Genomic DNA, 24,949 nt, shown 5'->3' with positions numbered 1-24,949 from the left:
CCCTCGATAGCGACTGACTAGATACCACATTCCGAACGTGTTGTTGACACGCCACAGCCCTCGAGCAGCGCGATATCGAGCCGCACTCGACCGAAACAGAAATCCTCATATGGCGGGGGTTGAGAGATACGATTGACCCCACATGACCCTCGCCAGTATCGTCACAGCGAGCATCGTTCCGTTCGACCCGACAATCGCTATCGCCGGCGTTGCCAGCATCTTTCTGGCACTGTTCGTCGCGTTCGTCACATTTCTGGCCCTTGCCCCGGTGATCTCCGAGACGTGGACCGAGCAGCTACACGCGACCCCGAACGACGGTCCGACGCTCGAGGCAGACGTCGGCGACGCCGACTGAACCGTCGATTCGGCTCTCGTTTCGTATCTAGCAGTCCGAACCAGTTTCGAGTGGCGGATCCATGACCGTCGGTGGTCGATACCGCCGCAACAGGTTCGTTCAAGTAGCTCTCGTCCTACCTATGGATAATGGCTGATTCGACGGACGAGGACTCACACCGATGCGAACAGTGTACAGCACCGATCGGCGACTCGAACGAACGGCGAGTCGTAACCTCCATCGAAGACGGAACGGCCGTTCACCGCCACTTTTGTGACGAGAACTGTCTCGAGAAATGGAGTCAGTAACTCGAGCGACACGGTTTCTGCCGATCGATTCGACACGCCTCGGCTAGTCAGAGACGCCCCACATAGCTCCCGTCGGGTACGAGACGTGTTACTGCCACTCCTCGAGCGACGTGGCGTCGCACTCGGCTGCGGAGAGCCACGCTTCGTCCTGCGTGAGATCAGCGATGACGAGATGGTCTCGACCGTCGATCTCGTCGACTGCTGTAACCACGTCACGGTCGTCTGCCGATTCCCGTCCGACCGATCCCACATTGGGAGTCATATCTACGGCTTCGAAGTCGATGTTTAAGAACGTTCCGAAATAACTCAATAGAGCGACCAACTGGACACCAGAAATCGTATTATGTGCTGTTTTTACTCATAACTCGGGCAGTGGTGGACATATTAACTCGTTCTATCCGATAACGCATCCGTTTTGGACAGGTTAAAATATTCCAACCGAACAAATGGTGGAATTTACTCTCTACTGATCGTCGGCAACTGCACTCCCGATACCATCGACCGGCCGATCCGGTGTAATATCGTCTACCTCGTCGGGGAGTCCGAGTTGGTACTCGGTACCTGCGGCCCGAACGGATGTCCGTCCGCGGTGGACCGAGATATCACCGCTTAGGTGCAACCGAACGGCATCGAGCAGGGCGTCGGCTTCCAAGGGCTGTCCGCGGCGTTTCATCTCCGCCGCGTCGGCGTCGTCGGGGACATCGAATGCGCGTTGGGTGATGATCGGGCCCTGGTCGAGGTCCGTCGTCACGTAGTGGGCGGTGACGCCAGCGACGCGGACCCCCTCCTCGACCGCCTGGCGGTATGCCTCGGCGCCGGGGAAGGCCGGTAGCAAGGAGGGATGGACGTTGATGATCCGGTCCTCGTACCGGAAGACGACGTTCGGGCTGAGAATGCGCATGTACCGCGCCAGCACGATCAGGTCGGCGTTGTACTCGGCGAGTAACTCGAGCAGCTCGTCCTCGTTTTGCTGGCCCGACTCGTCGCCGATGTCGTGGAAGGGGACATCGTAGTGTTGGGCAAGCGGCTGGAGATCGTCGTGGTTGCCGATGACCACGCCGATATCCGCGCCGAGTTCGTCGTTGGCCCACGCCTCGAACAGCGCCTCGAGGCAGTGGCTCTCCTTGGTGACGAGGACGGCGATCTGCTGGGTCTCGCGGTCGGCCGGGAACCGGACCTGGACGTCCAATCCGAGATCCGCACCCAGATCGTGAAGGTCCTCGCGCAGGGTAGCCTCGGTACAGACCATCTCCGAGGTATCGACCGCGAGATACATCCGAAAGACGTCGTCACGAACCGCCTGGTCCATGTCCTCGATGTTGATCCCGCGCTCGAACAGGAGGCTGGTCACACGGGCAACCAGCCCCGTGTCGTCGTCTCCAATAACCGTAATTTCGGTCAGGTCGGTCGTCATCGGGGCCACCTCCGCTCGAGCGTACGTCGATGCATCAGTATGGATTCCAGTCTATGCCCGGTGAAAAGTCCTGCTTTCTTTCTCGGGCTTGCAAGCGACTGTACACCACACTACATCACAACAACTCAATACTGTATGTTAGTAATTTTTGAGCCAATATTATTAAAACAGTCGCGACCTACGCATTGTTCATGAGCAGTGGTTTCGATTACGACGTTGCGATCGTTGGTGCCGGACCGGCCGGTATCGGGACGGCGGTCGCTATCGACCATCTCGAGGTCGATTCCATCGTCCTCGAGCGCGATTGCATCGGCGCGTCGTTTCGCCAGTGGCCGGCCGAGATGCGACTATTGACGCCGTCGTTTCCGGCCAACGCCTTCGGCGCCCGTGACCTGAACGCGATCACGCCCGATACCTCGCCCGCGTTTGCACTCGATCGCGAGCATCCGACCGGAGACCAGTACGCCGCCTATCTCGAGGCCGTCTCCGAGTTTCACGACTTGCCCGTTCGAACTGGAGTCGATGTCGAGTCCGTCTCGCCCGGGCCAGCGACCGACGCCGACGGCTCCGGCTTCGCGCTCGAGACCGCCGACGGGACGATCACGAGCGACTACGTCGTCTGGGCCGCGGGGCAGTTCCAGTATCCGTCCGACGGCTCGATTCCAGCCAGCTCCCACGCCGTCCACATCTCGTCGGTCGATCGCGTCGTGTCATCGCGTGGCCGAAATGGCCGGCGTGACAGCGGTCTGGTAGTGATACTGTCGGACAGAAGTCAGTGAAACGTCGGTCGCGAATTCGCGGCCGTCCTTACGGTGGCGGCCGCAGTACTGCGACCGATCATTGAATAGTTCTGTCCAACAGTATGAGTCGACATGTGGTCGGTGGTTGTGTGGGGGAGTCGAACTGATCGATCGGTGTCCCGGACTATCGCATCTCTTCGCGCGAGACGAACGCATCCTCGTCGGCTTTGATCCAGCGTGTCCGGGCCGTCGCGGCCGTCAGCTCCGAATAGATAGTACAGCTATCCGGTCGATGGTCGTTGCACTCGAGGTAGGCCTGATAGCACGTCGAGACGTCGCGTTCGGGCGGCTCGCTCGCCGGTCCGGCTGCGTCTGGATCGTCGGTGTCGTGTGTGGTCACTCGAGTCGTCACCTCGTCGGTCAGTCCGCGAGACCGATCTCTTCGTGGCTGTCGTGGTCGTCGGCCGTCGTCTCGGCCGTTGCGTCCTCGGTCGATTCCGCCTCGTCTGGCGCGTCTTCCCCGGGGTGTTCGAACGTCGGGAACCGGTCCTCGTAGCTCGACCAGTCCTCGTCCAGTTCGTCGTCGGTCAGGAGACAGTCCTCGAGATCGCCACGGAGCGTCTCGTGATCCATCTCGACACCGATGACGACGAGGCCAACGCTTCGGTCGCCCCAGCGCTCGTGCCAGCCCTCCTCGAGCTCGGGATTCGCCTCGAGCTGTGCCTCGCGTTCGTCGGCTGGCAGGGCGTCGATCCAGGTGCCGCCAGGGGCGATCCGGATCGACTGGCCGGCGACGTTGACCGTCAGCGCCTCGTCCTCGCGGCTCGCGGTTCCACCGCTCGCTCGATCTGAGGCCTCACTGCGTTCGGCCTCGCCACCCGCGATCCAGAAATGACCTTTCGAGCGGACGACCTCGTCGGGGAACGCGTCGAGGAGGTCGGCGAAGCGCTCGGGGTGGAAGGGCCGGCGCGCCTCGAAGACGAACGAGGTGACGCCGTGTTCCTCCTCGGCCGACTCGTGGGGCTCCTCGAGTTCTTGGATCCAGCCAGCCGACCGGCTCGCGTCCTCGAAGTCGAATCGGTCGGTTTCGACGATCGCCTCGGGCTCGATGCGGCCGTGTTCCGTCCGAACGATCTCGGCTCGGGGCTGGAGCACCTCGAGGGTGGATTCGATCTCGGCGAGGGTCGTCTCGTCGACGAGATCGCACTTGTTCAAGAGCAAGACGTCACAGAACTCGACTTGCTCGACGAGCAAGTTGCCGAGGTGCTTTTCGGTCCCATCGTCGTCGAGAATCTCGTCGGATTCCATCGCCGCGTCGAACTGGTGGGCGTCGACGACGGTGACGGTCGTATCGAGATGGCAGTTCTCGAGCGGTTCGATACCGGTTTCCTCGTAGAATTCCGTGGGGTCAAGATCGGACTGATCGAAGCCAAGCGTCAGTGTCTGGGCGACCGGCAGCGGCTCGGCGACGCCGGTCGATTCGACGACGATGGCGTCGAACTCCCGGTCGTGGTCGCGGGTAAGTTCGCCGATGGCGTCGAGCAGATCGCCGCGCAGTTCACAGCAGATACAGCCGTTCGAGAGTTCGATCAGTTCCTCGTCCTCGTCGGTGATGTCGGAGGATTCGGCGACCCGGTCGGCGTCGACGTTGACCTCGCCCATGTCGTTGACGAGTACGGCTAGATCGCGGTCGCTCTCGGCTAATACGTGGTTCAGCACGGTCGTCTTGCCCGCACCGAGCGTTCCGGACAACACCGTCACTGGAGTCGTATCGTCTCCCATCAGTTACCAACAACACCCCGTGGATAATAGTAGTTATTATTCCATCCAAAAATATTATTAAATCTGGCCGTCGATATCGACTCGAGCATGCACCGATACAACGGCGGCTGTCGCGGTGGCCGCCTGTCGCGACGACGGCTCGAGGTACCGACACCAAACTGGCCGACACAGCGGGGAGACGGCGACGAATGAGCGACACTGACCGCGACCGCGTCGCCCTGGTCGGCAAGGAAAGCGTCGGGAAATCGGCGCTCGCGGCCGGGCTGACGGGCACGATGCCGACCGACGAGAACGTCGGCGGATCGACGGTCTCGAGCGAACGCTATCGAACCGGCGGCCTCAATATCGTCGACACGCCGGGGAACTCGATCCGATCGTCGGTGCGGCTCTCGAGCCGGCAGTCGGCTGGGCCCAGACGCTTCCAGGACCGCTCGCGGCCGTCATCGGCGGCGAGTACGGACTGCTCGCGATGGGGCCGTTTCTGTTCGTCTGGGCGTTACCGACGATGCTCATCTTCGCGCTCTTTATGGGCGCGTACAAGGCCTGCGGCCTCGTGACGCGAGTGACGACCGCCTTGCACCCGATCATGCGACGGGTCGGGCTGACCGGTCGCGACCTCGTCCGGGTCGTGATGGGCTTTGGCTGTAACGTCCCCGCGGTGACCAGCACCCGCAGCTGTTCGGACTGTACGCGGTGTACGACCATCTCCGCGATTTCGTTCGGCGCGGCCTGTTCCTACCAGTTCCCCGCGACGCTCGCGGTCTTTGCCGCCGTCGGCATGCCGTGGCTCGTCGGCCCCTACCTCGCCATCCTCGCCGCGACGACCCTGATTTACGTCCGACTTATTGCCCCTCCAGAGGCTCGAACCACAACGCTGTCGGTCGACCGACGAACGTTCCTCGAGTGGCCCCGACCCCGAGCGATCTGGCGGGAAGCTCGGACCTCGCTCGCGAGCTTCCTGACGGCGGCGCTGCCGGTCTTCGCGGGTATCTGCGTCGTCGCCGCGTTGCTCGAGTACGTCGGTGCGCTCGAGCGTCTGGGTACGGGTCTCGCCCCGGCGATGGGCGCGTTCGCGTTGCCGACCGAGGCCGCCTTGCCGGTCGTCCTCGCGGCGATCCGCAAAGACGGAATCGCGCTGTTGACCGCCGATACTGCGGGCATGGCGGCACTGTCGCCGATCCAGGTGCTCGTCGCTGTCTACCTCGCCGGCGTGCTCCTGCCTTGTCTCGTGACCGCGATCACCGTCGCTCGAGAAGTCTCTGTCCGGTTCGTCGCGAAGATGCTCGCCCAACAAGCGCTCGCCGCGATCGGCTTCGCACTTGTCATCGCGTGGGTCGGCACACTGCTGTTCTGACAGCAGGCGCCTATCGGCCGTCGAACTGGGTTTCGCGTTCGCGCTCGAGGTCGCCGACGGACGCTCCCTCGCCTGTCCGCCCAGAGAGGTCCTCGGCCGTCGCCGTGACGTGGCGTTCGGCGTCGGCGACCGTCTCCGTCTCGACGAGTCGCTCGAGCTTGCGTTCGAACGCGTCGTCGGAGAGTTCGCCGGCCGCGTATCGTTGGCGCAACACCTCGAGGGCGTCTCCAGCGTCGTCTGCTGGCTCGGTCACGACATGCTCCGCCACGTCCGATCCCAGGTCAGTCCGGACGTTCTCGAGGTATTCGCCCCCGAAGACGAGCAAGACGATCCCGAACATCACCGCGAGACCGGTGTTGAGCGCGGCGAGTGCGACCAGCGCCGTCAACACCGCGACGACGCTGATCACCACGGCGGGCGTCGAGAGGTGTACGACCGGACGATCGTCGGCCATACTGCCCCAGAAGCGCTCCAGCCACCTAAAGTCAACTCGACAACAATACGTCCCGAACGGTCTCGATTTCGTGATCGAATCGTCGATCGGACAGCGGGCACACTGGAGACGGATAGTGTGTACTCGAGACGAATCGGGCCTTCGTATCAACACGAACACCGATACACGCCCATCATTAACAACTCAAAACTATAAAGTAATAACGCGTCGTAGGCGACGAGTAGATGCTCGAGTGCGTTATCGTCGGCGGCGGCATCCACGGCACCTATCTCGCCCAGCGACTGCTCGAGGAGACGCACCTCCAGCGCGAGGACGTGCTGATCGTCGACCCAAACGAGCAGCTGTTGGCGTCGTTTCGACGGAAAGCCCGCGCCTGCGATATGGAGGGGCTCCGGTCGACGTTCGTCCACCACGTCGGCACCGATCCGTTCGGCCTCGAGAGCTTCGCCGAAGGCCAGGACCGCGAGGACGAACTGCTGTCGACCCAGGGCTATCCGCGCCGGCCGTCGCTCTCGCTGTTTCTGGACTACGCCGACGACGTGATCGCGCGTACCGATCTCTCGGCACTGCATCGACGGGCCGCCGTCCGTTCGATCGACCGACCAGCCGACGAAACCGGCCTCGTCCTCGAGACGACCGATTCGTCCTCGTACAACAGTGTCGACGCCCCGAGCGACGCTGTCGACGAACGCATTCACGTCCGAACGTGCGTCTTCGCGATCGGTCACGGCGGCCGCTACCACCGGCCGGCGTGGGCCCAAGACCTCGAGGCCATCGCTCACGTCTGGGACGGCGACGGCGCGCCCGAAGAAACCGACGGCGAGACCATCGTCGTCGGCGGCGGCATCACCGCCGCCCAGCTCGCGCTCTGTCTGTGCGAGGGCGACGATGTGACGTTGCTCTCGCGGGGTGAACTCGAGGAAGCGGCCATCGAAGCCGACCCGCGCTGGATCAACTGGAACCACACCGACTCGCAGCTCCACCGCTATCCGCCGGGCTCGCAGACTCGGTACGAAACGGTTCGCGAGGCACGCAACGATGGGACGGTGCCGCCGCGACTCGCCGAGCGCCTCGAGAGCGCACGCGAGGCCGACGAGTTGACGATCCGCCACGGCGAGGTTCGCTCGGCCCGAACCGTCGCGGGTCGCGTTCGATTGTTGCTGGCCAAGGGGGGCTACTGTAGCGGCGACCGCGTCGTGCTGGCGACCGGCTTCGAGCCCGTTTTCGAGCATCCGTTCGTCGACCGCGTCGCCGACAGCCTCGCCCTCGAGCGCGGCTACCGTGGCATGCCCGTCCTCGACGACGAGACGCTGGCCTGGCGGGACGAACGTGGGAATGCGAGCCCGGTGTACGTGACGGGGGCGCTGGCGGCCGGCACCGTCGGGCCCCTGGCCGGCAACATCGCCGGTGCGCGCCGGGCCGCCGACCGGATCACGGGCGCACTCGAGTGCCGTCCCCGTCGTCCGGCACCGGCAGTATCCACGAACGTGTAATACGGACCGAAGGCGAAAGCGTTTTTGAGCACGGTTACGGGATTCCAGGTGATGACCGCCTACACCGCGACGGTGACCGTCCGACTCAAACACGGCGTCCTCGACCCGGAAGCCGAGACCACCAAGCAGGCCTTGGAGCGACTCGGCTTCGAACTCGAGGACCTGCGCTCGGCCGACCGCTTCGAGGTCGACCTCGAGGCCGACGACGCCGACGCCGCGCGCGAGCGCGCAGACGAGATGGCCGAACGGCTACTCGCGAACCCGACCATCCACGACTACGACGTGGAGGTCGACGCTCGGTAAATGACGGTCTCGATCACGACGATCGAACCCGTCGGTCCCAACACCATGGGGTGGGGATTGTGACGGTCTCGATCGTCCGCTTCGGCGGTTCGAACTGCGACCGCGATGCCGAACGCGCCCTCGATCACCTCGGAATCGACGCCGAAATTGTCTGGCACGAAGACGGGCTCCCCGCCGAGACCTCGGGGATCGTCCTTCCCGGGGGCTTTTCCTACGGTGACTACCTCCGTGCGGGGGCGATGGCCGCGCGCTCGCCGATTCTGAACGAGGTTCGCGAGGCCGCTATCGAGGGAACGCCCGTCCTCGGCGTCTGCAACGGCGCCCAGATCGGCTGCGAATCGGGACTCACCGAGGGTGCGTTCACGACCAACGAGAGCGCCCGCTTCCAGTGTGAACACGTTTCCCTGCGAGTCGAACGCGCGGATACCCCCTGGACGGCTGCCTACGACGAGGGCGAGGTCATTCAGGTCCCCATCGCCCACGGCGAAGGTCGCTACGAGATCGACGACGACCGCCTCGAGACGCTCGAGGCCGAGGATCGGGTCCTCTTTCGCTACTGTGACGAAGACGGTGAGACGAGTCCCGAGGCGAACCCGAACGGCTCGAAACACGACGTTGCAGGCGTGCTCGGCGATCGCGAGACCGTCGCCGTGTTGATGCCTCATCCCGAACGCGCGACGTTACCCGACATCGGCCCGACCGACGGCCAGGGTATCCTCCGTGGATTCGAGACAGCTTGATCGCGGCCTGTTCCCGATCCCTCGCATCCGTCGGCTCAGGGCTCAGGATGCGTACAACGAGTACGCGATCACGAGAAAGCCCCCAAGCATCAGCAGGCTCTCGAGGAGAATCCCCATCTGCAACGGCACGTCGAGGATTTCATAGAGCGTCCCGGCGAGGACGAGTCCGAGCGTGACGAGTCCGAAGCCGGCCGCCAGGTAGCCAAGCGCTCGCTGTCGGGTCCGTCGGTAGGCCCTGAACGCGAAGAAGGTGATGAGACTTCCGACGACCAAACTGAGCGTTTTGACGACCGCGAGCGCGATAGATACCGTCGCTCCTGCTACCTCGGGACTCATTGCTACTGTATCCTCGCAATTCGTGACGGCGACCAAGTAGTTTGTCGTTCGAACGAAGGTTTTCCTCGGTACGGTCCCGATACCGTGGTATGGGACGACTCATCGAACTCGAGGCGACCGGTCCGCGAAAACTCGAACCCGACGATATCGACGACGAGAAGGGTGACGTTGCAGTCTGTCAGTGTGGACTGTCCGACTCGTTTCCCTTCTGTGACGGGAGCCACCGCCGAACGCGGGACGAGGCCGACGGCGAAATCTACGTTTACGAAGACGGCGAGCGGCGAGTACTCGAGGAACTCGAGACGGCCGACGAGTGAGCATGCGCCTGGAGGCCGAGCAGGTGTCGGCGCGACTTCAACCGACTGGGGCATCGGACTACAGAGCGGATACCGGACACCCTCAGATCGAACGCGCTGAATTCAGGACAACGAGGGCGCTGCTGGCGGCCATCGCCAGGGCCGCAAACAGCGGGTTCAGGAGGCCGGCCAGCGCCAGCGGAATCGCGACGCTGTTGTAAACGAACGCCCAGCCGAGATTCTGCCGAATGCGGCGGTGGGTCCCGGTAGCTACGTCGAACGTCGCCGCGACGCCCTCGAGGTCGTTACTGACGACGACCGCGTCCGCGGCGTCGGTCGCGAGTTTCGTCGCCGTTCCCATCGCGATACCGACGTCGGCGGCTGCGAGCGCGGGTGCGTCGTTGCTGCCATCGCCTACCATCGCGACCGTGCCACGGGAGCGAAGTCGGCGGACCGTCTCGGCTTTGGCCTCCGGCGGCACGCCGGCGAACACCTCGTCGACGGCGTCGATGTCCCGAAATCGGTCGGCGGCCGCGCCGTCGTCCCCGGTCAGCACCACGATCTCACGGCCCACCGACAGCGTCGTGACTGCCTCGAGCCAGTCAGACCGCGGCGAGTCACCGACGACGAGAATCCCTCTGATCTGCCCGTTCCAACCCACAGCGACCGGCACGTCGCCGGCGCCTCGAGCGTCGTCGATCGGTGACTCGAGGGTGGCTGGACACACCTGACCCCGGTTTCGGAGGTAGTCCGGGTGGCCGACGGTGACGCGGTCGCCGGCGACGACGCCGCTGACGCCACGACTGTCGCGTTCGAACTGTGCAACCGAGGCAGCCGTTCCAGCGCCGCCGTCGGCGACCGGCGTTGCCGGCGATTCGTGGTCGCTGGCGGCCGCCTCGACGATCGCGTCGGCGATCGGATGTGCCGAGTGTGACTCGACCGCCGCGGCTCGGCGATGGAGCTCGCTCGAGTCGACGCCCTCGGTGGTGTGGACGGCCGTGACGCTCATCGAACCGGTCGTGAGCGTTCCAGTCTTGTCGAGGACGACGAGATCGACCTCGGGAGCGTCCTCGAAGATCGTCTCCGTGGCGACGACGATCCCACGTTTCGCGGCGGCCTGTATCCCCGAGGCGATCGCAAGCGGCGTTGCCAGACCCAGCGCGCAGGGACAGGAGACGATCACGACGGTGAGTCCGACCAGCAGCGCCGTCGAGAGGCTCGAGCCGGTGGCGAGCAGGACGGCGGTCGCGCCGCCTGCCAGGACGAGCACGAGCGGGACGAAGATCGTCGCGAGTTTGTCCGCGAGCCGCTGGACGCCGGGCCGGGAACTCTGGATCGACCACAGCACGGAGACGAGTCGGTCCAGCGTGCTCTCGGCGTTCGCCCCGACCTCGAGGATGATCGGCGCGTCGGTGACGACGGTACCGCCGCGGAGGTCGTCGCCCGGTTTCTTCTCGACGGGCAGCGATTCGCCGGTAACGAGCGATTCGTCGACTGCAGCCGTCCCCTCGTACAGTTCGCCGTCGAGTGGGACCCGCTCGCCAGGGCGGACGAGCAGCCGGTTGCCGGGTTCGACGGCCTCGATCGGCACCGTCTCGCCGTTCTCGAGGCGGGCCTCGTCGACCTGTTGCTCGGTCAGTTCCGAGAGCAATCCCGCGGCCCGGCGCTTGATCCGTTCCTCGTAGTAGGTGCCGGCGGTGACGGCGAGGACGACCGCGACGGTCACGTCGAAATAGAGGTCCGTCCGACCGAGCCCCATCGCGAGCGTGCTGTAGGCGTAGGAGCCGACCGCCGCGGTCGTCACCAGCAGATCCATGTTGGGCATCCCCGCCCGAAGGCTGACGTAGGCACCTCGGAGGATCGGATACCCCGTATAAAAGAGGACGAAGGACGTCATCAGCCAGATGTTCACCGCGAGATAGTAGCCGTCGTAGCCGCCGAAGTCGACGACCGGCTCGTACCCGAAGTAGGTCGGATAGAGGAAGACGGCGTACCACACCATCACCATCATCCCGAAGAGCCCGCCGCCGATCAGGAACGTTACGAGTGCCTGATCGGTCTCGGCGTCGTCGCCGCTATCGATCGTCCGCTCACGAGCACTGTAACCATAGCCCGAGACGATATCGGGGAGCGTGTCTGCCTCGAGTCGGTCGGGATCGTAGACGAGCCGGACGGTCTCGGTCGCGTAACTGGCTTCGGCCGCGAGGATACCGTCGGCCGACTCGGCGGTCGTCTCGAGAAACGCCTCGCAGGTCGAACAGTGCATCCCCTCGACGGCGAGAAAGGCGTCGTCGGTCCCGCGGTCACGCTCGGTGCTTTCTGGCTCCCTCGGCGATCGATCATCGCCCTCGAGTCGGTCCCGAAGCGTCGCCGCGTCGACTGCCGACTCGACATCGTCGACACTATCGAGCGCGCGGGCAACCTCGAGACAGCCTCGACAGCAGAATTCGCCATCGACGTCGGGATCGACGATCGGATCGACTGGCGTCGGGAGCGAACAGAGGGTACAGCCGTCGGCCGTCGACGCGTCGGTGGATGGATCAGTCGATCCGGGACCGCCTGTGGCCCCAGCGTCGTCAGTGGCGGGCTCGTGGGCCATCGACGCTTACGTCGACGATCCGTTCGATCCGTGGCCGTGGTGGCTCTCGACCGGGCTGAACGCGAGGTAGAGACACGAGAGGATGAGCGCGACGTTGATCGCCGAGACGACGCCAGCGGCCATCGAGCTTCCGAGTGCGTACCAGGCAACCGGCACCAGTGCGAGCAAGCCGACCAACAACGTTGCCCGTGGAGAAAGCGCCTCGAATTCCATGATGGCAAGTTAGGACCAGACCACATTAGTAACTATCCCCGTTCTTGGAAGATGGGAATTACTCGAATGGTTAAGATGGGACTTTCCTAACATCGCCGTATGAGTCACGCGACAGACGAATCGACGCAGATCCAGGATCCAGATCAGCCCACGGATTCGGATCAAGTTCGAGAGATCGGACACGACGAGTTCGATCCGGTGGGAGCGCTTGCGCTGATTGGCTTGTACTTCCTGATACTGGTCTTCCTCTGGTTTTTCATGTACTTCGTCGAATTCCTCGGTAACGATCCGACGGTCGTCAGCGGTATCGTGTCGGTCGTCACTGGTGGGGTGGGGCTGGCATGAACATTCACGCCTACGAGAAGTTGTGGCTGGTCGCAGCCATGCTGTTGATCGTCGGCTTCATCGCGACGATCACCTACGGCTCGGTCGCACTCGGTATCACGATGGTCGGCGACCAGCAAGACACCGTCGAACCGACCGAACTGGCCGACGATGATCGATTCGACGATCCGCGTGTCGAACAGGTCGGTGAAAACGAGTACGAAGCCTACGTCGTCGCCCAGACGTTTAGCTTCCAGCCGAATCCGATCGAGGTGCCCGAAGACAGCGACGTGACGTTCTACGTCACTAGCCGCGACGTCATCCACAGCTTCAGCCTCGTCGGCACCAACGTCAACACGATGGTCATCCCCGGCGAGGTCGCCGAGATGACCGTCGAATTCGACGATCCCGCGGAGTACGGCGTCGTCTGTAACGAGTACTGCGGCCCCGGCCATCACGACATGGAGGGCGAAGTTCACGTCGTCTCGGAGGATGAGTTCGATCTGACCGAACTCGAGGCCGACGGCCCCGACGAGGTCGAAACCGGCGACGAAATCAGCGTCGACGTGACCACCGAGAACCGTCAACTCGAGGCCATCGAGACGACGATCACCCTCGAGATCGGCGACGAAACGCTCACCGAAGACGTGACGATCGAGGGTGGCGAGACCCTCGAGACGACGTTCACGGTCGATTCGGCGACCCTCGGCGAGGGCGACCACGACTGGACGGTGACCGTCGACGATCACACCGACAGCGGGACGGTGACCGTTGCTGACGACCTCGAAGACGACGGAGGTGACGACGATGAGTAACGCCTACATCGACCAGTTCCCTGCGGAGGCAAAGGTTATTCGAGCAGCGTTCTACAGTTCCTTCTTCGCGCTTGCACTTGGTGGTGTGTTCGGAATCATCCAAACGCTTCACCGAACCGGCTATTATCGATTTATCGATTCGGCGGATTACTACACCGTTCTCACCGCCCACGGCGTCTTCCTCGTGATTTCGTTTACGATCTTCTTCCTCGTCGGCATATTCACGTGGGCAATAACGACCAGTCTCGATCGGGGCGTCGAAGACCTCCGGTTTACCTGGGGCTGGTACGGACTGATGGCGGTTGGAATAACGCTAACTGGCGTCGCGATTCTGGCTGGCTTCACTGACGCGACCGATATCAGCGCGTCGGTGCTGTTTACGTTCTACGCGCCGCTGCAGGCACATCCACTGTTCTATCTCGGACTCGTCCTGTTCGTCGTCGGGACCTGGTTCGCGGGCGTGGACTGGTTCCGTTCGTGGTGGGCCTGGAAAGCCGAAAATCCGGACGAACGGATTCCACTTCCGGCGTTTATGGTGCTGACGACGATGCTGATGTGGTACATCGCGACACTCGGCGTCGCAGCGGCTATCCTGCTGTTCTTGCTGCCGTGGTCGCTCGGACTGATCGAGTCGGTCAACCCGCTGTTGACCAGGACGCTGTTCTGGTTCTTCGGCCACCCGGTTGTCTACTTCTGGCTCATGCCAGCGTACATGATGTGGTACGTCTTGCTGCCGAAGATATCCGGTGGCAAGCTGTTCAGCGATCCGCTCGCGCGTGTCGTCTTCGTGCTCTTCTTGATCCTCTCGGTGCCGACGGGCATCCACCATCAGTATCTCGACCCCGGCATCGCGGAAGGGTTCAAGTTTATCGCGATGACGAACACGATGTTCCTGCTGTTGCCCAGCCTGTTGACCGCCTTCACCGTCGTCGCGAGCATGGAACACGGCGCGCGCCAGCGCGGGGGCGAGGGCTATCTGGGCTGGCTGAAAGCCCTCCCGTGGCGCGACCCGGTCTTCGCCGGCATGGCCCTCGCCGGCCTGATGTTCGCCGCCGCCGGCTTCTCGGGGATGATCAACGCCGGGATGAACATCAACTACCTCGTCCACAACACCTTCTGGGTCGTCGGTCACTTCCATCTGACCGTCGGCACCGCCGTCGCGCTGACGTTCATGGCCGTCACCTACTGGTTCCTTCCCCAAGTGACCGGCAAGCAACTCTGGAGTCGATCGGTCGCGCTCGGGCAGGTCGTCCTCTGGTTCGTCGGCATGACGTTCATGTCCAACGCGATGCATCGAGGCGGCCTGCTTGGCATCCCCCGACGAACCGCCGAACCGCAGTACGACGGCTTCGAGTTCGAGGCCGCCGTCGGTAGCGTCGCCGAACTCGACGCCCAGATCGCTCTGGGCGGGGTTTTGCTCACCCTCTCGCTCGTGCTGTTCTTCGCCAACGTCGTCGGGACGGCACTCAACGGCCGGAGTGACGACTTGCCCGACAACAGCTACGCCGGGACGCTGTCGGGTCCTGAGGATGCACCGCAGATCCTCGACAACCTCAAACTCTGGACCGCCATCGCGGTCGTGCTCGTGATCTTCGCCTACACCTTCCCGCTGCTCTCGATCATCGACCGCGGCGGCCTGTTCGGTCCCGAACTCGTCGAACTCCCCCTCAGCACGCTCGACCTCGAGTCGATATCTGCACTCGCACTCGCCGTCGAACAGTCCACGATCGCCACACTCGAAACCACGGCTGACACTGCGACGGCGGTTATCGCAGGGGTGATCCCCTGATGCGGATCTCGAAGGGTGGTCTGCTCGTCGTCCTCGCCTTGCTGGCGCCGCTGCTGGTCGAGCTCCGAACCGTACTAGCGTGGGTCAACGTCGAACTCAGCGTCCTCGAGTCGGCCGCGATCGGGCTCATCCTGGTCGTCGCGATCTTCGTCTGGGCGTTCTGGCCGGACAACGGCAACGACGGCCCCACGTCGGACTCGAGCCCACGCTAACGTCACCAGGTTTCGATACGCCCTTCCCGAACGTCTTCTGCACACCCCTCACAATCCGGATGGCCAGCCTCGTAGCAGGCCGGCCGATACTGCTCGTCGAGTTTTGCCGCTCGCTGTTCGGCGTAGCGCCGACAGACGATCTTCACGCGTCCCGCCTCGTCCGACGGCAATCCCCGAGCGTTTTTCGCGACACGGTAGGCGTCCCGAGCCTCCTCGAGCTGTCCATCGGTCGAGTCGCGTAACTGTTCGTACCCTTCGCCCGCCTCCTGGAGCTTCGACCGGAGGAACCGCTCGAGTCGACGCCGATCCGCCATTGGCGATCATTCGGGCCCGGTCCCCATAGTCCCGTCGCCGTCTTTGGTACGTACCGACAGAGAGTAACAGTTAACTGCTGGCCCCGGTTTTCTCCCGACAACGGGCCCTTAGCTCAGTCTGGTTAGAGCGCTCGGCTCATAACACGGTCGGACGTGGTTCGGTTGTGTGGGATACCGAGTGGTCGATGGTTCGAATCCGTCAGGGCCCATGGCTTGAGAAAAATGGCGTAAGAAACTCTTTAATGGCCAAAATAGGCACTTATTCTATGTCGGGCCTCTTCGGCCTGACGGGGCCATCCAAAATGTGCGGGGTTCTGAGCCAGCCGAATTTGGGACGGTGATACGTGCATGATTTACTGATTTCGGTTCTGAGAAACTGGATCTACTCTCAAAAATCAATGATCTTCTGAGCTGATTGTTTGCGTAGAGACTACACCTTGCTTTGGAGTCGCTTGCGGCGTTCCTCGAACTCTTCATCCGAAATGTCGCCACGGGCATAGGCCGTCCTCAACTCTTCGAGTGCGGTATCACTTTGTTGAATACTGGACTCGCGAATCGAACTGTACAGGAGATACCCGATCCCGAGAATCACGAGTAAGGGTACTACTGACATGAGAAGCCACATCCACGTAGCTCCTGTGCCGTTCCACATACTGCCATCCCACATGTGTCCCCACCCCCATACGCCCATCATCGGCATCATCACTACCATCATGAGGAACGGCAGAAGCAGGATTGCAGCGATGACGATCAGGATCGTCCGAACCAGTGAATCATCGGTTGCCATACTCCGAGATACGCTGTCCAAGTATGTTAGCTAACCCCCGAATCCCACGCATCAGGAAACGTAGTGCGATCAGATATTATTATGAACAATATCACACTCAGGAAGTTCGTTGATAAGCACGGTCACCGTACCGTGTGTCACGAGTTTTCCAGCTTCGTTTCCGACGCAAGTCGTGAGTTGATACTTGTCCCCTTCGAGGGCTTCAACGACCTCACAGCTGGCATAGTGGAAGTACTACTGGCGTCCCAACCCTGAACTGATGGGTGAAACCGGCGGCAGTTGTCCGGTTTCACTCAGCAGTCGACGGTTGGAACGGTACTACACCATCCCACTAATGAATTCGTGAGCGTCTCTCACCGTTTCTCAACGGTCTTCCTCGCCAGTAAGCTACTGATCGGAGGCTAACTCATACTGTGAGATCCGCCCGTCGCAGGAGTTGTGCGTTGATTGCGACGATGACTGTACTCGCCGACATCAGGACCGCACCAACTGCGGGGGAGAGCAAGATACCGATCGGAGCCAACACGCCAGCTGCGAGCGGCAGCGCGAAGACGTTGTAGCCGGCCGCCCACACGAGGTTCTCCTGCATCTTCCGGTAGCTCTCCCGGCTCAACTGCACGAGGTGTGCGACGTCTCGCGGATCGTTCTCCACGAGGACGACGTCGGCGGATTCCACGGCGACGTCGGTTCCCGACCCGATGGCGATGCCGACGTCGGAACGCGTCAGTGCGGGTGCGTCGTTCACCCCGTCGCCGACCATCGCCACGAGTTTGCCTTGGTCTTGTAGTTCGACGATTTTCTTGTCCTTATCTTCTGGGAGGACTTCAGCGAAGTACGTGTCAATATCGAGTTGCTCGGAGACAGCGCGGGCGACATCCTCGGAGTCACCAGTGAGCATTGCAACCTCTACGCCCATCTCGTGGAGGGCTTCGATCGCCTCGTAACTCTCGTCCCGAATCACGTCTGCGAGCGCGACTGCGCCCACCGCCTCCCCGTTTCGAAGGAGATACACGACCCCCTGTCCGCGCTCGCCGGCCTCGTCCGCGAACGCCTCAAGCTCGGCGTCGAGTTCGACGTTAAGGTGGCGAAGCAGGTTCGGGCCGCCGACGTACACCGTATCGCCATCCCGAACGCTGTCCCCGTCCACGCCGGGGGCCACAGCGGCTTCGACTTCCACGGTTGCGCGAACCCCTCGACCTTCGAGCGCCTCGAACTCGCGGACGGTCGGCACGGAGAGCCCCCGTTCGTCGGCTTCCTCACGGATCGCTTCGGCGATCATGTGTTCGGAGTCGCTTTCGGCGGCAGCCATTACCGCCAGCAGTTCGTCTTCGTCCCAGTCGGTGGTGGTGACATCGACGATGCCTTGTTCGCCTTTCGTGAGCGTGCCCGTCTTGTCGAAGACGATCGTATCGAGATTACGCGCCTCCTCCATGGCGATCCGATCGCGGATGAGCATGCCGTTGCGTGCCGCCATCGTCGTATTGATGGCGACGACCAGCGGAACGGCGAGTCCTAGCGCGTGCGGGCAGGCGATCACAAGAACGGTGACGACCCGCTCGACGACCGCTAACCCGAAGCCGACGGCGACGGTCCACGCGACGGCGGTGAGAGCCGCCACGGCAATCGCCGCGTAGAACAGCCAGCCCGCCGCTCGGTCGGCGAGCACCTGGGTTCGGGACCGACTTTGCTGGGCCTCCTCGACCAGCCGCATGATTCCAGAAAGGGTCGTCTCTTCGCCCGTCGCGGTGACGCGGACACGGAGGCTCCCGTCGCGGTTGGTCGTCCCGCCGATCACCTCGTCGCCAGGTTTCTTCTTGATCGGTCGGGACTCGCCGGTGATCATCGCCTCAACGACGTTCGACTCACCCTCCTCGACGACGCCATCGGCGGGAACGTTAGCTCCAGGTCGTACGAGCACCAGATCGTCTTCCGCGAGTTCATCGACGCGGACTTTTTCGACTTCCCCGTCCTCAGCGATGCGTTCAGCCGTGTCGGGCATCAGCTCAGCCAGCTCGTCGAGCGCGCCCGAAGCCCGCCGAACGCTTCGCATTTCGATCCAGTGACCGAGCAGAAAGATGACGATCAGCGTGACGAGTTCCCAGAAGAACGGCTCGCCGATCCCGAACGCGACCGCTACGACGCTGTAGACGAACGCAACGGTGATCGCCAGCGAGATCAACAGCATCATCCCCGGTTCGCGGTTCCGCGCCTCTATTGCGCCCATCCGCAGGAAGGGAATTCCACCGTAGAGGAAGACGATCGTCCCGAGAACCGGTCCGAAGAACTCGCTGCCAGGGAACGTCACGGCCGCGTAGCCGAACCACTCCTGGAGCATCGGGCTGTAGTACAGCACCGGGAGTGAGAGGACGAGGCAGACGAAAAAGCGCTGCTTGAATATCTCCTCGTGACCGGCGTGATCAACGTGCGCCTCGTGATCGTGGTCAGCGTGATCTTCGTGTGCGTGGTCAGACGGCTCGTGAGCGTGTTCCGCATGCTGTTCCTCCCGAGGTTCGTGTCGAGCCGGTGGTTTTTCAGAACGGTCGTCCCTCTCGGTGGTCAGTCCACAGACTCGACAGCACGGGCAATCACGGTCGGTCGGCTTTTCATCCCGTGTTTGCTCTTCGTGGATGTGATGCGAATCGGGCGTGTCCGCGGGATCGTCTTGTGACATGGGTAGTGCCTCCCTTGCAGCCGTTCCCCAGATTCATCAGGTCCTTCACTGGAGGGAGTCCGCGAGGAACGAACGGAACAATTCATTAACGGCCGCTGTTCTTGTTGTTCGTCACACAGAATCCTAATTATTGGGGTGCTACCTCCTTGAATGGCCAGAAGTCCCTCCGAACGAGGCCAAGTTGGGGGTTGTAAATCAACAATCCCAATCGTCTCGCCACTCCTCCATCAGTTCAATCTCTTCCTGCTGGGCGTCGATAATATCATCCGCGAGATCGGAAACACGCTCGGATTCGACTTCGTCCAAGACGTGTTCGGACATTGCGACGGCACCTTCGTGGTGGCGGATCATGTGCTCGGCGAACAGGCAATCGAACTCCTCGTTTTCGGCGCGACGGAGTTCCCGCCTGTCGTCGTGGGTCATCATGTGTTCTCGTGGCATCATCTCCTCCATCTCGTCGGGACCCATTCCATCACTCATGTCGTCGCCGTCTTGCATTCCGTCACCCATGTCATCGCCGTGCATCTCACCATTGTCGTGCATCCCGCCGCCGCGCATTATCTCTCCCATCTCGTGGGGCATCATACTCCCCACCTCGTCACAACCGGCGACGTTAGCATCGTTGAGTAACTCACACATAAGATCGATCTCCGCTTCTTGCTCCTCGATGATCTCTGTCCGGAGATCGAGCAATTCCTCCCGGTCGGTTCGCTCCGGGATGAGTTCGGCCATCTGGATCGCTCCCTCATGATGCGGGATCATCATTCGCACGAACATGATGTCCACAACGTTGAATTCGGTGTCTTCGTCCTCATTCTCGTTTTCCTGTGTTCCAGCGGTTACGTAGCCCGCGAATCCAGCCGTGCTCGCCGCACCAGTCGCACAGAGCATCTGCCGTCGTGTTGGGTTATCCGCCATAGTTCTATGATCCCACCCACCAATCTAGTAAAACGCGGACTGGAATACGCAACCTTTTGTTGTGCTCGGCTATCCGTGAGCGATGGCACTATCGGCATTCGAGTTTACAGTACCTCAATTCGGACAAAATTCGAACAGCGGCTCCAGCCCGACTGGCTAACGGATCGATCTTTGTAACATGAGACTCCTGTGTGCAAGGTAGCAGAGCACACCGGAAGGCACAGTATTCTGTGTGACGATAGATTTCTGTATGCCCAGTATCACGGTCAACGTGGACGACGACCTCAAAGAGCGAATGGAAAACCACCCGGAGATCAACTGGAGCGAGGTCACGCGACAGGCCATTCAAGAGAAGATCGAGGCGCTCGAAATGATGGACGAACTCACCAGCGAGAGCGAACTCACCGAGCGCGACGTTCAGGAAATCGCCGACAAGATCAACGAACGTGGACGCAAGCGCGTCGAAGAAGAATCGGCGTAGACTCGACGAATGAAGCTGGTCATTGACGCCAACGTCGTCATCTCTGCGCTCATTGCGGATTCAAAAACGCGGGAGCTTCTCGTTACACTCGAACCGGATCTTTTGACACCCGCGTTCGTCTACGACGAAATCGAGAGCTATCAAGACCTGATCGTGGAGAAATCTGCTCTGTTGAAGAGCGATCTAATCAGCTGATATCACGGGTTAGAAGGATGAAGCCGAGGAAATCGAGGTTGGTATGGAAATCGATATCCTCGACTTCGTTGAGCAGTGTCGAGACCTAGCTAATACTGTCGGCTGAATATTCTTTAGGCTAGAGTGTGATTGGGAGATATGGCCATGCTTGACGCCGCCACTCTCGACGACCTCCGCGACGCTCTCGCGGAGGTCGAGGACAAGAAGCCGACACAGCGGCTGATGGCAGTGATCAACTACCTTGAAGAGGACGACCCGCGTGAAGGTAGACCAACTGAACTCTCTGATGAACAGCACGAGCAGTTCGTGGAGGTACTTCACGAATCACCCGAAGAAATCGGCTATGACGCGCCCGCGTGGTCAGTTCCGTTGGCGCGTCACTACCTCTCCGAGGAATTCGACGTTGAGTACTGTGAGCGGCACGTTCGACGATTGATGTCTGAGGCCGGGCTGTCCTGGAAGACAGCCCGGCCAGAGTTCCACAAATCCGACGAGAGAGCCCAAGAAGCCTGGCAAGAAGGCTTCAAAAAAAGCGCGACAATCTGGACGACGAATACACGATCCTGACCATCGATCAGATGCGCCAGGTTCTCTCGACGCTGATCTATGCGTGGTTTCCGGAAGGAGAGCGCCCGTTATTCCCGGTGACGGGCGCGTGGGACAGCATCAAGCAGCTCGGTGCAGTCAGCGATTCCGGCGAGACGTTCTTTCTGCCTTGCGGCGAGAACTTCAACAGCGACACGACGATTCGCTTGCTAGACGCTCTCCAAACCGAATTCGGCGAGAAAATCTGCGTTGTCTTGGACAATGCGTCGTATTTCACGGCCAACGCTGTGCAGGAATTCGTCGAAGACACGCCGATCGAACTGTGCTACCTTCCGCGGGGTTCAGCTCTGGTGAACCCCGCGGAAGAGTGCTGGCGACAACTCAATCAAGAACTTGGGAACCGTCTGTTCGACACACTCGACGATCTTCGTGATGCTGCGCTCTCTGCACTCAACCGAATCGAAGTTCCAAATGTCTTTACGTATTTATATCCGTAAGTATCAACGACTTCGATGATACCTACACGTCTGTGTTAAATCTCATGGATCTTCGAAGCGTTCTGATGAAAAAAATTCGAACGGGAACGTGTCGACCAAATCGAGCAGCGAATTAGCTCACGCACGACGGTGACGTTCCCCGATGCGTCGGACATGATCGCAGCCAACAAACTGCAAAACGAGACGCTCCTCTATCCAATGGACGCACTCGTGCTGGCTGCCGCCGATGCGGCGGATGCGACGCTCGTTTCGTTCGATAGTGAACTACGAGAATATGGTGCTGAGCGACCAGCGGACCTGATCTAAACACCTCTCGGTCAAAAGGACCAGAACCGGCCGCTGTTATCTCCTCGCCCGACGTTTGCTGGAAGACGATCCTGCGTCACGAATAAGCCGGTGTCAGCCGACCGATCGACACCGGGTGCGGGATCTGGTTGCGGATTTGGTGGTGTGAACCAACCCGTCCGTGCGTCGCGTTCGAACTGGACCGGATCGAGTGGCTCGGGAGCTGGCCGACGCTCGCGGTGACACTCCTCGGCGGCCCGTTCGACGAACTCGTGACCATACTCGGCTCGAATATCGGCGATCGTCTCCTGGGCACGTCGAACACGAGTACTCGAGACATCGGGATCCTCGCCGGCCAGAATCGCCCGGAACACGTCGGGATCGTGTTCGTCGCTCAGTTCCATGCACAGTTCGATCACTTCGTCGGCAGCTCGCTCGCGCTGCTGGACCGGTGCGCCGACAGCACCGGCAGCCATCGCATCGAACGCACCCTCGCGTGCGTGCTCGTCCATCCGAGCGCCGCGTTCGTCGCGGCGGGCTTGCTCGGCAACTGACCGATGTTCGTCGACGGTCAGCTGCGGATCGTAGTAGGCGAGCCAGTCGTCGACACCGTTCCCCTGGAGGACTGCTTTCGCCGACTGGGCGTGAAAGAGCAGCCGTCCGTTCCAGTCGGGACGATCTTCGAGTTGCGATCGCTCGGACCGCGTCAGCTCGGCCTGACCGAACTGATCAGCTCGATGCGCTCGACTCTCGGCAGCCTTGATCGCGATCGCGTCGATCACGTCGTCCGGTGCATCACCCCGAATGCGAACGGTTTTCTCTCGGCGAGTACCCGAATGATCGATCGCATCCGGGTACCGGTCTCGAGCTGCGTTCGCGCCATCGAGCGAATGGAACTTGGTGGTCAGCACGCGGATCTACTGATCGCCTGATTCAGCGAAAAACACTCAGAACGAACGACGTCGATTCGTTAAGCCCATCCTCTATGTCTACACTCCGGCTCTACCAGATTCTGGAGGTGTTGATCTGAGGGTGCAAGATACACAGCGCGGGTCCTCCACGAGCATTCGTATTCGGTTAAGACGTGAAGCCAGCATATAGCGCTCTATTCACCTCTCCTTCGTGCTACGAGTTCAGATCGCTGTCGGCTTGCGATTTGACTTCTTGACCGAATACGAATGGGGGGCTCGTTATACTGGTGAGCAAAAATCCGATAGGATTTTTGTCCGGCAGTATGAGGACAGTCATCATGACGGAGACCGCAGATGAGATCGAGCAGTTCGTCCACGAGTACGCCGAGAAGTTCTCGACCGCCGATCCGGAGGTCATCGCGACTCATTTCCACGAGCCAGCGACGCTTCTCACGGGTGATGGTGCCATCGTTCTCGAACGTCGAGCGGATGTCGAGATCCTTTTTACGGAAATTCTCGACGGGCTTCGCGAACGGGACTACGACTTCTCGGAGGTCGGTGATCTCGACGTCGAAGTACTGGGACCCGATCGGGCGCGGGCAACAGTCGAGTGGATCCGATACACAACCACCGGAGAGGAACTGGAGCATCTCGTGGCGACACACCTGTTCCGTCGCACCGAAGACGGCTGGAAGATGGCCGTGCTGGCTCCACACGAGGATTGATATTCATCCCGTAATACAACAGTCACTGATAGTAGCGACACTTTGCAGCAGCTGGGTCAGTTCGATGGACTCGCTCGTCTGCGTTCGGCGCGCGTCGGCGATCTGCCTCGTTTATTTTACATAAAACAATAAATCATCAGTTCACCACACGTGCGAACTTACTGCTGAGATGTCCACCAATGCCTACACAGAAGGACTTGAGGACCTCCAGTGATTGGACCTGAATTCAAGAGCGTGCTATGATTCGGGGGTTCCTTGGGAAGTGGTAACCTGAAACTTAGACATTTTGGACCACATCGTTTTGGGGAACGCACGCACCAACTCCGTTGGTGGTAGTTAGATAAAACTCTTCATTTCGAATAATTACGTACTGTACCGATGTACGCCGATGATCCCCGTCAGGGCCCACGAACTCGACGACGAACGGACGTGAGCAACGAATGCCGAACTTCTGGGAAGTCACACTCGTAGATCGGTGTCGGTTGTCAGCTGCATACGACAAAGTCGACATCCAGAAGTGTTTTCTGCGTTTAGGTGTTCATATCCACTAATGACCTATGAATACTTGGACGAGGATTTGGTGAACGAACTTCTTGGCGACGGCCGTGCAAGTTTGCGAAGTCTCGCTGAAGAACTCGACGTCTCCGTTACTACCATTTCCAACCACCTCTCAGACCTCGAGGAAGAGGGGGTAATCGAGGAATACACACCACGTGTAAACTACGATGCACTCGGGTACGACGTGACAGCCGTGATGCAACTCAAAGCCGAAGGGAGTGCCCTTCCCGATATCACGGAAACCTTGAAGGAGCACCGACAGATGATCTCGGTGTACGAGGTTACCGGCGACTACGATGTGATCGCGATCGGTAAGTTCCGTGACACGGACGATATGAACGATCAGATCAAGAGTCTGATCACCGATCCCGACATCAATCAGTCGAATACGAGTATCGTCCTCAATGGTGTCACGGAAAACGAACAGTTCGAACTCGAGTCCGGCAGCGACGACTGATCCTGTCTGATCGGTGCTTGGGTGTCGGTACGGCAGTTTGCATGAGGGGGCTCGAAGTCGACGCGAATCATCTCGCCCCACTCATACGGATTGCTGTA

26 protein-coding genes, 1 tRNA gene and 6 pseudogenes are annotated in these 24,949 nt (G+C 61.0%); 20 read left to right on the top strand and 13 right to left on the bottom strand.

The window, feature by feature from the left end:
- The first annotated feature begins 142 nt into the window (after positions 1–142).
- Together D8Y22_RS01215 and D8Y22_RS22125 are read left to right on the top strand one after the other, a co-directional pair.
- On the top strand, positions 143–355 hold the full coding sequence (locus tag D8Y22_RS01215) for a hypothetical protein (protein WP_141462726.1): 213 nt from the start codon (positions 143–145) through the stop codon (positions 353–355).
- Between the two features lie 128 nt (positions 356–483).
- On the top strand, positions 484–642 hold the full coding sequence (locus D8Y22_RS22125; protein WP_174811715.1) for a DUF7576 family protein: 159 nt from the start codon (positions 484–486) through the stop codon (positions 640–642).
- A gap of 88 nt (positions 643–730) precedes the next feature.
- Here D8Y22_RS22125 and D8Y22_RS22120 read toward each other — a convergent pair whose 3' ends face one another.
- Both D8Y22_RS22120 and D8Y22_RS01210 read right to left on the bottom strand, forming a co-directional pair.
- A complete protein-coding gene (locus D8Y22_RS22120) occupies positions 731–904 on the bottom strand; it encodes a DUF7556 family protein (protein WP_174811714.1) in 174 nt (57 codons plus the stop codon).
- A 201-nt stretch (positions 905–1,105) separates the two neighbouring features.
- Complete coding sequence (locus tag D8Y22_RS01210; RefSeq protein WP_141462725.1) at positions 1,106–2,056, bottom strand: formyltetrahydrofolate deformylase; 951 nt, start codon at positions 2,054–2,056, stop codon at positions 1,106–1,108.
- Between the two features lie 191 nt (positions 2,057–2,247).
- On the opposite strand from D8Y22_RS01210, the pseudogene D8Y22_RS01205 reads away from it, so the two are divergent.
- Positions 2,248–2,757, top strand: a pseudogene (locus tag D8Y22_RS01205) (NAD(P)-binding domain-containing protein); the annotation flags it as partial.
- Between the two features lie 223 nt (positions 2,758–2,980).
- On the opposite strand, the gene D8Y22_RS01200 reads toward D8Y22_RS01205, so the two are convergent.
- Positions 2,981–3,196: a DUF7511 domain-containing protein gene (locus tag D8Y22_RS01200; protein ID WP_141462723.1), complete on the bottom strand. Its 216-nt coding sequence runs from the start codon at positions 3,194–3,196 to the stop codon at positions 2,981–2,983.
- Between the two features lie 20 nt (positions 3,197–3,216).
- Complete coding sequence (locus tag D8Y22_RS01195) at positions 3,217–4,578, bottom strand: GTP-binding protein (protein WP_141462722.1); 1,362 nt, start codon at positions 4,576–4,578, stop codon at positions 3,217–3,219.
- A 188-nt stretch (positions 4,579–4,766) separates the two neighbouring features.
- Between D8Y22_RS01195 and D8Y22_RS23275 the strand changes: the two are divergent.
- Positions 4,767–4,883: pseudogene (locus D8Y22_RS23275) on the top strand (hypothetical protein); the annotation flags it as partial.
- A gap of 50 nt (positions 4,884–4,933) precedes the next feature.
- Positions 4,934–5,932, top strand: a pseudogene (locus D8Y22_RS01190) (nucleoside recognition domain-containing protein); the annotation flags it as partial.
- Positions 5,933–5,942: 10 nt separating this feature from the next.
- Here the strand turns inward: D8Y22_RS01190 and D8Y22_RS01185 are convergent.
- A complete protein-coding gene (locus tag D8Y22_RS01185; RefSeq protein ID WP_141462720.1) occupies positions 5,943–6,386 on the bottom strand; it encodes an SHOCT domain-containing protein in 444 nt (147 codons plus the stop codon).
- A 224-nt stretch (positions 6,387–6,610) separates the two neighbouring features.
- Between D8Y22_RS01185 and D8Y22_RS01180 the strand changes: the two genes are divergently transcribed.
- Genes D8Y22_RS01180 through purQ form a run of 3 tightly spaced genes read left to right on the top strand, consistent with a single transcriptional unit; the run spans position 6,611 to position 8,922 of the window.
- Positions 6,611–7,879 (top strand): FAD/NAD(P)-binding protein, encoded by a 1,269-nt coding sequence (locus D8Y22_RS01180; RefSeq protein WP_141462719.1) that lies wholly within the window; start codon positions 6,611–6,613, stop codon positions 7,877–7,879.
- A gap of 51 nt (positions 7,880–7,930) precedes the next feature.
- Positions 7,931–8,182, top strand: coding sequence for a phosphoribosylformylglycinamidine synthase subunit PurS (gene purS, locus D8Y22_RS01175; RefSeq protein ID WP_141462718.1), 252 nt, complete (start codon positions 7,931–7,933; stop codon positions 8,180–8,182).
- Between the two features lie 59 nt (positions 8,183–8,241).
- Entirely contained in the window at positions 8,242–8,922 is a 681-nt protein-coding gene (purQ, locus tag D8Y22_RS01170) for a phosphoribosylformylglycinamidine synthase I (RefSeq protein ID WP_141462717.1), read from the top strand.
- Between the two features lie 42 nt (positions 8,923–8,964).
- On the opposite strand, the gene D8Y22_RS01165 is transcribed toward purQ, so the two are convergent.
- The gene (locus D8Y22_RS01165; RefSeq protein ID WP_141462716.1) at positions 8,965–9,258 is read right to left on the bottom strand and encodes a DUF7521 family protein; all 294 of its coding nucleotides are present in this window, start codon (positions 9,256–9,258) and stop codon (positions 8,965–8,967) included.
- A gap of 89 nt (positions 9,259–9,347) precedes the next feature.
- Between D8Y22_RS01165 and D8Y22_RS01160 the strand changes: the two genes are divergently transcribed.
- The gene (locus D8Y22_RS01160; RefSeq protein WP_141462715.1) at positions 9,348–9,575 is read left to right on the top strand and encodes a CDGSH iron-sulfur domain-containing protein; all 228 of its coding nucleotides are present in this window, start codon (positions 9,348–9,350) and stop codon (positions 9,573–9,575) included.
- An 82-nt stretch (positions 9,576–9,657) separates the two neighbouring features.
- Here D8Y22_RS01160 and D8Y22_RS01155 read toward each other — a convergent pair whose 3' ends face one another.
- Positions 9,658–12,153, bottom strand: a complete 2,496-nt coding sequence (locus D8Y22_RS01155; RefSeq protein WP_141462714.1) for a heavy metal translocating P-type ATPase — start codon at positions 12,151–12,153, stop codon at positions 9,658–9,660.
- Between the two features lie 6 nt (positions 12,154–12,159).
- Complete coding sequence (locus tag D8Y22_RS01150) at positions 12,160–12,366, bottom strand: cytochrome-ba3 oxidase subunit (RefSeq protein ID WP_141462713.1); 207 nt, start codon at positions 12,364–12,366, stop codon at positions 12,160–12,162.
- 99 nt (positions 12,367–12,465) lie between these two features.
- Here D8Y22_RS01150 and D8Y22_RS01145 point away from each other — a divergent pair, with 99 nt between their 5' ends.
- From D8Y22_RS01145 to D8Y22_RS01130, 4 genes are read left to right on the top strand one after another with little or no spacing between them, the layout of a single operon-like run.
- Positions 12,466–12,711, top strand: a complete 246-nt coding sequence (locus D8Y22_RS01145; RefSeq protein WP_141462712.1) for a hypothetical protein — start codon at positions 12,466–12,468, stop codon at positions 12,709–12,711.
- Positions 12,708–13,505: a cytochrome c oxidase subunit II gene (locus tag D8Y22_RS01140; RefSeq protein ID WP_141462711.1), complete on the top strand. Its 798-nt coding sequence runs from the start codon at positions 12,708–12,710 to the stop codon at positions 13,503–13,505. The genes D8Y22_RS01145 and D8Y22_RS01140 overlap by 4 nt, the downstream gene beginning before the upstream one ends.
- Entirely contained in the window at positions 13,498–15,294 is a 1,797-nt protein-coding gene (locus D8Y22_RS01135; protein WP_141462710.1) for a b(o/a)3-type cytochrome-c oxidase subunit 1, read from the top strand. Before D8Y22_RS01140 ends, D8Y22_RS01135 begins: the two co-directional genes overlap by 8 nt.
- The gene (locus tag D8Y22_RS01130; protein WP_141462709.1) at positions 15,294–15,506 is read left to right on the top strand and encodes a CbaC protein; all 213 of its coding nucleotides are present in this window, start codon (positions 15,294–15,296) and stop codon (positions 15,504–15,506) included. The genes D8Y22_RS01135 and D8Y22_RS01130 overlap by 1 nt, the downstream gene beginning before the upstream one ends.
- Positions 15,507–15,508: 2 nt before the next feature.
- Here D8Y22_RS01130 and D8Y22_RS01125 read toward each other — a convergent pair whose 3' ends face one another.
- Entirely contained in the window at positions 15,509–15,820 is a 312-nt protein-coding gene (locus D8Y22_RS01125; protein WP_141462708.1) for a DUF7091 family protein, read from the bottom strand.
- A 102-nt stretch (positions 15,821–15,922) separates the two neighbouring features.
- Here D8Y22_RS01125 and D8Y22_RS01120 point away from each other — a divergent pair.
- A tRNA-Ile gene (locus D8Y22_RS01120) sits at positions 15,923–16,029 on the top strand.
- 221 nt (positions 16,030–16,250) lie between these two features.
- Here D8Y22_RS01120 and D8Y22_RS01115 read toward each other — a convergent pair.
- The 3 genes from D8Y22_RS01115 to D8Y22_RS01105 all read right to left on the bottom strand — a co-directional run bounded on the left by D8Y22_RS01115 (position 16,251) and on the right by D8Y22_RS01105 (position 20,169).
- Positions 16,251–16,607: an SHOCT domain-containing protein gene (locus tag D8Y22_RS01115; RefSeq protein WP_141462707.1), complete on the bottom strand. Its 357-nt coding sequence runs from the start codon at positions 16,605–16,607 to the stop codon at positions 16,251–16,253.
- 406 nt (positions 16,608–17,013) lie between these two features.
- Complete coding sequence (locus D8Y22_RS01110) at positions 17,014–19,278, bottom strand: heavy metal translocating P-type ATPase (RefSeq protein WP_141462706.1); 2,265 nt, start codon at positions 19,276–19,278, stop codon at positions 17,014–17,016.
- 195 nt (positions 19,279–19,473) lie between these two features.
- Complete coding sequence (locus tag D8Y22_RS01105; protein ID WP_141462705.1) at positions 19,474–20,169, bottom strand: DUF305 domain-containing protein; 696 nt, start codon at positions 20,167–20,169, stop codon at positions 19,474–19,476.
- A 277-nt stretch (positions 20,170–20,446) separates the two neighbouring features.
- Here D8Y22_RS01105 and D8Y22_RS01100 point away from each other — a divergent pair, with 277 nt between their 5' ends.
- From D8Y22_RS01100 to D8Y22_RS23270, 4 genes and pseudogenes are all read left to right on the top strand, one after another.
- Positions 20,447–20,677 (top strand): hypothetical protein, encoded by a 231-nt coding sequence (locus tag D8Y22_RS01100; protein ID WP_141462704.1) that lies wholly within the window; start codon positions 20,447–20,449, stop codon positions 20,675–20,677.
- 9 nt (positions 20,678–20,686) lie between these two features.
- Positions 20,687–20,848, top strand: a pseudogene (locus tag D8Y22_RS01095) (PIN domain-containing protein); the annotation flags it as partial.
- Positions 20,849–21,010: 162 nt separating this feature from the next.
- A pseudogene (locus tag D8Y22_RS01090) lies at positions 21,011–21,915 on the top strand (IS630 family transposase).
- A pseudogene (locus tag D8Y22_RS23270) lies at positions 21,906–22,221 on the top strand (PIN domain-containing protein). The pseudogenes D8Y22_RS01090 and D8Y22_RS23270 overlap by 10 nt, the downstream one beginning before the upstream one ends.
- Positions 22,222–22,232: 11 nt before the next feature.
- Here D8Y22_RS23270 and D8Y22_RS01080 read toward each other — a convergent pair.
- Entirely contained in the window at positions 22,233–23,111 is an 879-nt protein-coding gene (locus D8Y22_RS01080) for a hypothetical protein (RefSeq protein ID WP_141462703.1), read from the bottom strand.
- Between the two features lie 338 nt (positions 23,112–23,449).
- Between D8Y22_RS01080 and D8Y22_RS01075 the strand changes: the two genes are divergently transcribed.
- Together D8Y22_RS01075 and lrp are read left to right on the top strand one after the other, a co-directional pair.
- Positions 23,450–23,836, top strand: a complete 387-nt coding sequence (locus D8Y22_RS01075) for a DUF6841 family protein (protein ID WP_174811713.1) — start codon at positions 23,450–23,452, stop codon at positions 23,834–23,836.
- A gap of 550 nt (positions 23,837–24,386) precedes the next feature.
- Positions 24,387–24,851: an HTH-type transcriptional regulator Lrp gene (gene lrp / locus D8Y22_RS01070; protein ID WP_141462701.1), complete on the top strand. Its 465-nt coding sequence runs from the start codon at positions 24,387–24,389 to the stop codon at positions 24,849–24,851.
- Positions 24,852–24,949 lie beyond the last annotated feature (98 nt).

It is taken from the genome of Salinadaptatus halalkaliphilus (assembly GCF_006543045.1).
Classification (GTDB): domain Archaea; phylum Halobacteriota; class Halobacteria; order Halobacteriales; family Natrialbaceae; genus Salinadaptatus; species Salinadaptatus halalkaliphilus.
This window is presented reverse-complemented; position numbering and strand designations above follow the sequence as displayed.